Origin of the sequence: Ideonella sp. (assembly GCF_036277275.1) — a bacterium.
In the GTDB taxonomy this organism is placed as follows: Bacteria; Pseudomonadota; Gammaproteobacteria; order Burkholderiales; family Burkholderiaceae_C; genus Ideonella.
The window spans coordinates 1-9,296 of record NZ_DASUNH010000091.1; the positions used below are offsets into that span (position 1 = coordinate 1).

10 protein-coding genes are annotated in these 9,296 nt (G+C 66.8%); 4 read left to right on the top strand and 6 right to left on the bottom strand.

Going from position 1 to position 9,296, the window contains the following annotated elements:
• A partial coding sequence (locus tag VFY73_RS15835) for a DUF2167 domain-containing protein (RefSeq protein ID WP_329720420.1) occupies window positions 1-383 on the top strand: 383 nt, incomplete at its 5' end.
• A 10-nt stretch (window positions 384-393) separates the two neighbouring features.
• On the top strand, window positions 394-1,125 hold the full coding sequence (locus VFY73_RS15840; RefSeq protein ID WP_329720422.1) for a site-2 protease family protein: 732 nt from the start codon (window positions 394-396) through the stop codon (window positions 1,123-1,125).
• Between the two features lie 18 nt (window positions 1,126-1,143).
• Here VFY73_RS15840 and VFY73_RS15845 read toward each other — a convergent pair whose 3' ends face one another.
• Genes VFY73_RS15845 through VFY73_RS15855 form a run of 3 tightly spaced genes read right to left on the bottom strand, consistent with a single transcriptional unit; the run spans window position 1,144 to window position 4,778 of the window.
• The gene (locus VFY73_RS15845; RefSeq protein ID WP_414654471.1) at window positions 1,144-3,255 is read right to left on the bottom strand and encodes a 3-hydroxyacyl-CoA dehydrogenase NAD-binding domain-containing protein; all 2,112 of its coding nucleotides are present in this window, start codon (window positions 3,253-3,255) and stop codon (window positions 1,144-1,146) included.
• Between the two features lie 52 nt (window positions 3,256-3,307).
• Window positions 3,308-4,513 (bottom strand): acetyl-CoA C-acetyltransferase, encoded by a 1,206-nt coding sequence (locus VFY73_RS15850; protein WP_329720426.1) that lies wholly within the window; start codon window positions 4,511-4,513, stop codon window positions 3,308-3,310.
• 7 nt (window positions 4,514-4,520) lie between these two features.
• Complete coding sequence (locus VFY73_RS15855; protein WP_329720428.1) at window positions 4,521-4,778, bottom strand: hypothetical protein; 258 nt, start codon at window positions 4,776-4,778, stop codon at window positions 4,521-4,523.
• 451 nt (window positions 4,779-5,229) lie between these two features.
• On the opposite strand from VFY73_RS15855, the gene VFY73_RS15860 reads away from it, so the two are divergent.
• The gene (locus VFY73_RS15860; protein WP_329720430.1) at window positions 5,230-5,910 is read left to right on the top strand and encodes a hypothetical protein; all 681 of its coding nucleotides are present in this window, start codon (window positions 5,230-5,232) and stop codon (window positions 5,908-5,910) included.
• 179 nt (window positions 5,911-6,089) lie between these two features.
• Here VFY73_RS15860 and VFY73_RS15865 read toward each other — a convergent pair whose 3' ends face one another.
• The 3 genes from VFY73_RS15865 to VFY73_RS15875 are packed head-to-tail and all read right to left on the bottom strand — an operon-like array spanning window position 6,090 to window position 8,043.
• A complete protein-coding gene (locus VFY73_RS15865; RefSeq protein ID WP_329720432.1) occupies window positions 6,090-7,256 on the bottom strand; it encodes an acyl-CoA dehydrogenase family protein in 1,167 nt (388 codons plus the stop codon).
• Window positions 7,257-7,283: 27 nt separating this feature from the next.
• The gene (locus VFY73_RS15870; protein WP_329720434.1) at window positions 7,284-7,733 is read right to left on the bottom strand and encodes a MerR family DNA-binding transcriptional regulator; all 450 of its coding nucleotides are present in this window, start codon (window positions 7,731-7,733) and stop codon (window positions 7,284-7,286) included.
• A gap of 13 nt (window positions 7,734-7,746) precedes the next feature.
• Window positions 7,747-8,043 carry an SCP2 sterol-binding domain-containing protein gene (locus VFY73_RS15875; RefSeq protein WP_329720436.1) on the bottom strand — a complete coding sequence of 99 codons (297 nt, stop codon included), beginning with the start codon at window positions 8,041-8,043 and terminating at the stop codon, window positions 7,747-7,749.
• A gap of 139 nt (window positions 8,044-8,182) precedes the next feature.
• On the opposite strand from VFY73_RS15875, the gene VFY73_RS15880 reads away from it, so the two are divergent.
• The gene (locus VFY73_RS15880; protein ID WP_329720438.1) at window positions 8,183-9,082 is read left to right on the top strand and encodes an SDR family oxidoreductase; all 900 of its coding nucleotides are present in this window, start codon (window positions 8,183-8,185) and stop codon (window positions 9,080-9,082) included.
• Window positions 9,083-9,296 lie beyond the last annotated feature (214 nt).

The window sequence follows — 9,296 nt, forward strand, 5'->3', positions numbered from 1 at the left end:
CGCGCGAGAAGGGCTCGACCGACACCGATGACCAGGGTGTCAACTACAACACCTACCTGCTCGGCCGCGAAGGCTACTTCAGCATGAACCTGGTGACTGGCCTGAAAGAGCTGCCGGCGCACAAGCCCGACGGCCAGGCGATGCTGGCGGCCCTGAACTTCAACGACGGCCAGCGCTACAGCGACTTCGACGAGAAGACCGACCACGTCGCCGAATACGGCCTGGCCGCGCTGGTGCTGGGCGTGGGCGCGAAGAAGCTGGGCCTGCTGGCGGCTGCGGGCGTGTTCTTCGCCAAGTTCGCCAAGCTGTTCATCCTCGGCGGGTTGGGTTTGCTCGCGCTGGTCGGCAAGCTGTTCAGCCGCAAGAGCAAGCCCACCGCCTGATCGTTGCGCGATGGTCAAGCTGCTGTTATTGCTGCTGTCGGGAGTCAAGCTGGGGCCGCTGCTCGCCAGCGGCGGCAGCATGCTGTTGTCGGTGGGGCTCTACGCCTTCGTCTTCGGCTGGCGGTACGCGGCGGGCTTCGTCGCGCTGCTGTTCGTGCATGAGATGGGCCACTACATCGCCGCGCGGCGGCGCGGACTGGCGGTCGGCCTGCCGACCTTCATTCCGTTCATCGGCGCCTGGGTCGAGCTGAAGGACCTGCCGCACGACGCCGAGACCGAGGCCTACGTCGGCCTCGGTGGCCCGCTGCTGGGCACGATGGGCGCGATCGTTTGCTACTTCGTGGCCCGCAACGAAGGCATCCACTGGCTGCTGGCCGTCGCGTATTCGGGCTTCTTCCTGAACCTGTTCAACCTGATCCCACTGTCGCCGTTCGACGGCGGCCGCATCACCGCGGTTCTGTCGCCGCGCATCTGGTTGCTGGGGGTACCGGTGCTGGGCGCGCTGTTTTACTACCGGCCCAACCCGATGCTGATCCTCATCGCGTTGCTGGCGGCTCCGCAGGTCTGGAAGGCGATCAAATACCGCAAGGACAGCGCCGAGGCCGCCACCTACTACAACGTGCCGACCAAGGTGAAGTGGGAATACGGCATCTACTACGTCGCGCTGCTGGGCTTCCTGGCGGTGATGGTCAACGACGTGCATGCCCTGCTGAAGAGCGCCGCCGTCACCGGCGGCGCATGACCTTCAGCCAGGGCGGCGTCAGGCCGGGGCCGGCCCGCCCTCTTCCAGCCGCTCGCCCTTCTTCGCCAGCTCGACCACCAGCTTGGCGGGCTTGAAACGCTTGCCGTGCGCTGCCGCCAGCTCGCGTGAGCGGGCCACGAAGTGCGCCGGGCCGACGGTGTTGATGAACTGCAGCGCGCCGCCGAAGAACGGTGCGAAGCCCCAGCCGAGGATCGAGCCGACATTGCCATCGGCCACCGAACGCAGCACGCCTTCTTCCAGGCAACGCGCGGCCTCGTTGGCCTGGGCATAGAGCAGGCGCTCGATCATCTCGTGCTGGGCCGGCTGTTCGGCGGCCGGCGGGAACATCGTCTTCAGACCGGGCCACAGGCGCTTGTCGCCCTTGTCGCCCTCGGCCGGCCAGTCGTAGAAGCCCTGGCCGGCCTTCTTGCCGACCCGGCCGATCTCGCACAGCTGGCGCAGCACCGACTCACCCGGATGCGCCTCGTAGGGCTGGCCTTCGGCGGCCATGTCCTTGCGGGTCTGGTCGGCCACATGCACGCCGAGCGACAGGCTGACCTCGTCTTGCAGCGCCAGCGGCGGCATCGGCATGCCGGCCTGCAGGCCGGCGACCTCGATGCTGCGCGGGTGCACACCCTCCTTCAGCATCGCCAGCCCTTCCATCACGTAGGTCGCGAAGACCCGGCTGGTGTAGAAGCCGCGGCTGTCGTTGACGACGATCGGCGTCTGGCCGATCTGCCGCACGAAGTCGAAGCCCTTGGCCAGGGTCTCGTCGCTGGTCTGCTCGCCAACGATGATCTCGACCAGCGGCATCTTGTCGACCGGCGAGAAGAAGTGCAGCCCAATGAAGTTGGCAGGCCGTTCGCTGGCCTTCGCCAGCCCGGTGATCGGCAGGGTCGAGGTGTTCGAGGCGAACACCGCCTTCGGGCTCAGCTGCGCCTCGGCCAGCTTGGTGACCTCGGCCTTGATCGCGCGGTCTTCGAACACCGCCTCGATCACCAGCTGGCAGTCTTTCAGCGCCGCGTAGTCGGTGGTCGGCGTGATTCGCGCCAGCATCGCGTCGCGTTGCTCAGGCGTGCGGCCGCCCTTCTTCACCGCCTTGTCGAGCAGGCCCTGGCTGTGGGCCTTGCCCTTGTCTGCGTTGGCCTGCGTCGTGTCGAGCAACACCACCTCGATGCCGGCCTTGGCGCTGACATAGGCGATGCCGGCGCCCATCATGCCGGCGCCCAGGATGCCCAGCTTCTTGACCTTCGACGGTGCCGGGCCCGCGGGCCGCGACGCGCCCTTCTTGATCGCATTCAGCTGGTACCACAGCGTGCCGATCAGGTTGCGGCTTTCCGGGCTCACGACGCAGGCGGCGAAGTAGCGGCTCTCGATGGCCAACGCGTTGTCGAAGTCGACCAGGCCGCCTTCGAAGACGCTGCTCATGATGTGCGTCAGCGCCGGGTAGTTGCCCCAGCTCTTGGCGCTGGCCATCGAGGGCGCGATCGCCAGCAGCTGCGCGACCGCCGGCGAGCGCGAATCGCCGCCGGGGTAGCGGAACTTCGGCGCGTCCCACGGCTGCTGCGGCTTCGGGTTGGCTGCGATCCACGCGCGAGCCTGGGCCAGCATCTGTTCAGGCGTCTTGGCCAATGCGTGCACCAGGCCGCTGCTCAGCGCCTGCGCGGCACGCACCTCGGTGCCCTCGCCCATCCATTGCAGCGCCTGCTGCATGCCGACCAGCCGCGGCATCCGTTGCGTGCCCCCCCCGCCTGGCAGCAGGCCCAGCTTCACCTCGGGCAAGCCGAGACGCGCCTTGCCGTCGTCCAGCACGATGCGGTGATGGCAGGCCAGCGCGATCTCCAAACCGCCGCCGAGGCACCGGCCGTGGATCGCCGCGACCACCGGTTTGCCGGCCTGTTCGAGCCGACGCAGCCAGGACTTGAAGTGCATCGACTCTTCGAACGCCTGCTCTGCCGTATCGATCGACCACAGGTGGTCCACGTCGGCACCGGCGAAGAAGTCCTTCTTGCCCGATGCGAGGATCAGGCCGGTGATCGATGCGTCGCTTTCCAGCGCTTCGACCAGCCCGGCCAGCGCCGTGGCCATCTCGGCGTCGATCACGTTCATCGGTTTGCCGGCCAGGTCCATCGTGGCCAGCACGACACCGTCGGCGCCCTTGTCAATTGCGATCGTTGCCACGTCAGATCCTCTCAATGATGGTGGCAATGCCCATGCCGCCGCCGACACACAAAGTGGCGCAGCCGGTGCTCAGGTTGCGGCGCTCGAGTTCGTCGAGCAGCGTGCCGAGGATGATGCAGCCGGTGGCGCCGAGCGGGTGGCCCATCGCGATCGAGCCGCCGTTGACGTTGACGCGCTCGATGTCGATCTCCAGCTCGCGGGCGCACTTCAGCGGCACTGCGGCAAAGGCCTCGTTGATCTCCCACAGGTCGATGTCGGCGGCCGACATGCCGGCCTTGCGCAGCGCCTTGCGGCAGGCCGGCGCCGGTCCGGTCAGCATGATGGTCGGCTCAGAGCCGATCACCGCGACGCTGCGGATGCGCGCCCGTGCCCGCAGCCCCGCGCGCTCGCCAGCCTCGGCCGAGCCGATCAGCATCAGCGCGGCACCGTCGACGATGCCGGACGAGTTGCCGGCGTGATGCACATGGTCGATCTGCTCGACCGTCGTGTACTTGCGCAGCGCCGTCGCATCGAACCCCATCTGGCCCATCATCGCGAAGCTGGGTTGCAGCTTGGCCAGCGCCTCGGCCGTCGTGCCCGGGCGAATGGTTTCGTCTTCGGCCAACAGCGGCAGGCCGGCAATGTCAGTCACCGGCACGACCGACTTCTTGAACAAGCCCTTCTGACGCGCCGCGGCGGCCAGCCTGTGCGAGCGAACGGCGAAGGCGTCGACATCGGCGCGGCCCCAGCCTTCGAGCGTGGCGATCAGGTCGGCACCGATGCCCTGCGGCACGAAACCCAGGTGCTGATTGACCCGCGGATCCATCACCCAGGCGCCACCATCGCTGCCCATCGGCCAACGGCTCATGCTCTCGACGCCACCGGCGACGACCAAATCTTCGAAACCGCTGCCGACCTTGGCTGCGGCCAGGTTGATGGCCTCCAGGCCCGAGGCGCAGAAGCGGCTCAGCGTGACGCCGGCCACCGTCTGCGCCCAGTCGGCGTCCAGCACTGCCGTGCGCGCAATGTCGGCGCCCTGCTCGCCCACCGGCGTCACGCAGCCGAGAACGACGTCGTCGACCAGTGCTGTGTCCAGCTGGTTGCGCTTTTCCAGCGCCTTCAGCAGGCCGCGCAGCAGCCACACGGGGCTCGCCTGGTGAAGGCTGCCGTCTTTCTTGCCCTTGCCACGTGGTGTGCGCACGTGGTCGTAGATGAAGGCTTCGGTCATGGTGGTTTCAGCGCCGGTTGCGTGGATGGTTGGCGGCGGTGCGTTCATTGCCGTGCTTGTAGTTGCCGGTCAACCGCGCCATCGATTGCTGCATCGCAGCGTCGTTGGCGCCATCGGCCTCGGCGAGGAAATCTTCAGCGTCGCGGCCGCGCAGCGTGCTGGCCAGCCTGCCGTGGTGCAGCACGCGCACCTCGCCGTTCTTCATGCGTTGCCAGGTAAAGCCCAGGTGGCCGTCGTCGCCGGTGTCGTCGGATTCGTCTCGCATGCGGGTGGCGTTGTCACAAGAAGTGCGACGCTCGTCCTTTCATGAGGGGTGGGGTGCCGACTGCCGATGCGGTTCTATCCGTCATCGGTGGGCGGGACGCTGAACAGGTAACCATCGTGTACCCATGTCCGTCAAGGGGCCGCGTGCAATCGCCGATGGGGCGTCGTCGCCCATCAGCGGCGATGAATGCAACTCGGTGAGACGCGAGCGGGTGCATGCCAAGGCGCACGGATACGGCTTGTCTAGCGAGTGAGATTCGAGACATGCGGAGGTGCTTGACTGGCCGTCCCGGCCCTTGCCTGCCGTCCGCGATTGCGGGAAACGCGGACGGCGCTTGAGGGCCTGTGCATCGATCACTACGATGACCTCTGCCGGCAATTCGCTCGAGATCCCTGCCAGGCCCGCAGTCCGCGGGTCGGGCTTGAACACATAAACTTTCTAGGAGATCAGCATGAAGAACTTGCTTCAAGTTCGCATCTTGACCGCGGCTGTATTGCTGGCCGCAACGGCTGCCGCCATGGCGGCACCAGAGCTGATGCAAACCCGCTCCGCAGCGGACCAGCGCATCGAAACGCCGACACCGTCGCTGACGGCCAAAGAAGTGCTGTATGGCCATACCGGCAGGTGGCTGGCAGGTGTCGTGTCCACCGACTGGGAGAGCGGCTACGACGAGATGGACATCCGCATCGCGGACGACTTCACCGTGCCCGAAGGGGCCATCTGGAAGATCTCGGAGGTTCACGCCTACGGCGGAATGGGTTCGGCGGGCGGCGAAGTGGCCAGCGCCAACATCACCTTCTTCAAAGATCTGAACGGCAAGCCGGGCAAGGTCGTCGCCGAGCTGCTGGCCGCCCCGATCACCAAAAACGTCGAAGGCAACCTCGCGATCGCGCTGTCCTCGCCTGTGAAGCTGAAGGCTGGCCACTACTGGTTGTCGGTGCAAGCCAAGACGAAGGAAGTCGGCACGGTATGGATGTGGAACGCGTCGAAGGGCTTCTCCGGCAGCAGGGCCGTCATCCAGAACCCGGGCGATGGCTACGGGCTCGGCTGTCGCGACTGGACCCCCATCAAGAACTGCGTGGGTGCGATGCCGGGTGATCAGATGTTCGAGTTGCTGGGCGTGTCCAAGTAACCGGGCCTCGAACACGGCGGCTCCTTCGATGTGCTCGCGGGCGATGCTCATGTCGTCCGCAGCCCACCGGGGCAGCCGCCCCTCTCTCGCTTTCGACAAGACGCCCGCCTGTTCATGCGCTGCCAGGTGAAGCCCAGGTCACGGTCGCCGTGGTCGGTGTCGTTCATGTCTTGGCAGCATCACATGGAGCGTGACGCCAGCTCCTTCATGATCTCGTTGGTGCCGCCGTAGATGCGTTGCACACGGGCATCGGCATACAGCTCGGCGATCGGGTACTCCATCATGTAGCCGTAGCCGCCGAACAGCTGCAGGCACTCGTCCATCACCTGGCACTGCTGCTCGGTGACCCAGGACTTGGCCAGCGCCGCGCGGGCCGGGTCAAGCTCACCTCTCAGGTGCGCGGCCAGACAGGCGTCGACGAACGCACGCGTGGCCAGCACGGTGGACTGCACCTCGGCCAGCTTGAAGCGGGTGTTCTGGAAGTCCCACACCGTCTTGCCGAAGGCCTGGCGCTGCTTCACATAGGCCACGGTTTCATCCAGCGCCCGCTCCATGGCGCCGATCGCGCTGACCGCGATGATCAGCCGCTCTTGCGGCAGCTGCTGCATCAGCTGCGCAAAACCCGAGCCCTCGACCGGCCCGAGCAGGTTGGCCGTTGGCACGCGCACCTCGTCGAAGAACAGCTCCGACGTGTCCTGCGCCTTCATGCCGACCTTGTCGAGGTTCCGGCCGCGGCGAAAGCCTCGCGTGGGCTTCCCATCGTCGCCTTCCGTCTCGACCACCAGCAGCGACATGCCCTTGGCGCCGGCATCGCCCGTTCGACAGACGACGATGATCAGGTTGGCGTTCTGGCCATTGGTGATGAAGGTCTTCGCGCCGCTGAGCAGGTAGTGGTCGCCATCACGGCGGGCATGGGTGCGCACGTTCTGCAGGTCACTGCCGGTGCCGGGCTCGGTCATCGCGATCGCGCCGATCAGCTCGCCGGTGGCCATCTTCGGCAGCCAGCGCTGCTTCTGCTCTTCGCTGCCGTAGTGCAGGATGTACGGGCCGACGATGGCCGAGTGCAGACCACCGCCCCAACCGCTGAGGTTGGCGCGGCCCTGCTCGAGCAGGATCACCGCTTCGTGGCCAAAATCGCCGCCACCGCCGCCGTATTCCTCCGGCAGGCCGACGCACAGCAGGCCGTTGGCACCGGCGTCGCGCCAGGTGTCCGGGCCCATCAGGCCGGCCTCGCGGAACTCGGCCGCGCGCGGCACCCAGCGGTCGTTCATGAACCGCCGCACGCTGTCTTGCAGCATGCGGTGCTCCTCGGTCATCCAGACCGACGGGAAGAGTGGCAATGGCATGGGGGAATGACTTTCAGCGGCGCAGGCTCAGCGGCGATCCGCCAGGCCCTTGCGCACCGCGTCGTTGATGACCCGCAGCTCGGCCAGCGTGGCGTCGATGTGGTCGCGCTTTTGCTGCAGCTCGGCGATCGCGTCGTCGGTGCGTGACAGCACATACCGCATCTGCTGCACGCGGCCTTCGCCATGCGAGCCGTAAAGGTCGAGGTAATGCTTGATCTCGGCCAGCGAAGAGCCGATGGCCTTGGCGCGCAGGATCAGCGCCAACCGGGCCCGGTCGCGCCGCGTGTAGACCCGCGTGCCGTTGACACGCCGCGGGTGCAGCATGCCCTTGTCTTCGTAGAAGCGGATGGCCCGCAGCGAGATGCCGAACTCGCGGCACAGCTCGGTGATGCCGAACAGATCGCTCGTCGTCTCGTCGCGGTGGGCGGCCACCGCGTCCTGCGGCGACAGCACCTCGACCTCTTCCTGCTTGGCCATGGCCGCGACAGCGTCAGAGCAGGTGTTGCAGCTTCATCGCGACGCTCATGTCGCCGCTGACCTTCAACTTGCCCATCATGAAGGCAGTGGTCGGCTCCAGCTCGCCCAGGATCAACCGGTTCAAGGTGTCCAGGCTGAGCGCGATGGTGCAGGCCGCATCGCCGTCGCTGTTGCTGACGGTGTTGGGCACTGCGGCGCCGTCGATCAGCACGATGCCCTCGCTGCCGCAGTCGAATTTCAGCGTCGTGCCCAGGCCGCTGTCGCTGCCCACTTTTTCGCGCAGCACCTTGGTGGCGGCGTTCAGGTCCATTGCTCGTCTCCGGGTTGATCGGTTCGCCGCACTTTAGGCCTGCCCGCTGCCGGCCGCACTAGCGGAATTCCCTATTAGCCAGCGAGGTGACGTTAACGTTACCCTCGCGGCCAAGATCCAGACCCAAGGAGACGCCCGCATGTCCGCTGCCCGTTATGACAGCGTGTTCCGCCCCGGCCTGTTCGCCGGCCAGCGCTTGTGGGTGACCGGTGGCGGCTCGGGCATCGGGCGCTGCGTCGCACACGAACTCGCTTCGCTCGGCGCCCACGTCCTGATCAGCGGCCGCGCGCAAGACAAGCTGCAGCGCGTGGCGGCCGAGATTGCCGAAGACGGCGGCTGCTGCGAATGGCGCGCATTCGACATCCGCGACGAGGAGGCTGTCAAAACCCAGGTCGCCGAAGTGGCCAAGCAAGGCCCGATCGCCGGGCTGGTCAACAACGCTGGCGGCCAATTCCCTTCTCCGATGTTGGCCATCAGCAAACGCGGCTTCGACGCGGTGGTAGCCAACAACCTGACCGGCGGCTTCCTGATGATGCGCGAGGTGTTCACGCAGAGCATGCAGCAGCACGGCGGCGCGATCGTCAACATGACGGCCGACTTTCGCAACGGCATGCCCGGCATGGCGCATTCGGGTGCGGCGCGTGCCGGCATGGCCAACCTGACGCAGACGGCCGCCTACGAATGGGCCCACGCCCATGTGCGGGTGAATGCGGTAGCGCCGGGCTGGGTGGCCAGCAGCGGCATGGACACCTACGGCGGCGCGGTGAAGGCGATGATTCCGAAGCTCAAACACCACGTGCCGCTGCGGCGGTTGGCGACCGAGGCCGAGGTCGCTTCGGCGATCGTGTTCCTGTTGTCGCCGGGGGCGTCCTTCATCACCGGCGTGACGGTGCAGATCGATGGGGGCGCGTCGCTGGGCAGCGCGATCTACCCGAACATCGACCATGCGGGCTCACCCACCTACAACGGCTTTCACCGTGCGGTGACGCCGGCGGTGCTGAAGACGTTGACCGACGCGCCGGGAGACTTGAATGCTTGAGCGCGTCGGAGGTGAGCTTGCGCCGAGAGGGCCGGGTGACCGGCTCCGCTCATGTCCCCCGGGCAGGGCTGTGCCCTGCCCTCCTCCTTTACTTCGCTGCGCCGGTCACCCGACCCTCTCGGCATTCACCGTGGGTGGCTCGGCGTTAGAAGACCGCGACGGTGGAGGATCGGGGCGACGGGGCGCTCTGCGCAGCGAGGTAAAGGAGGAGCCG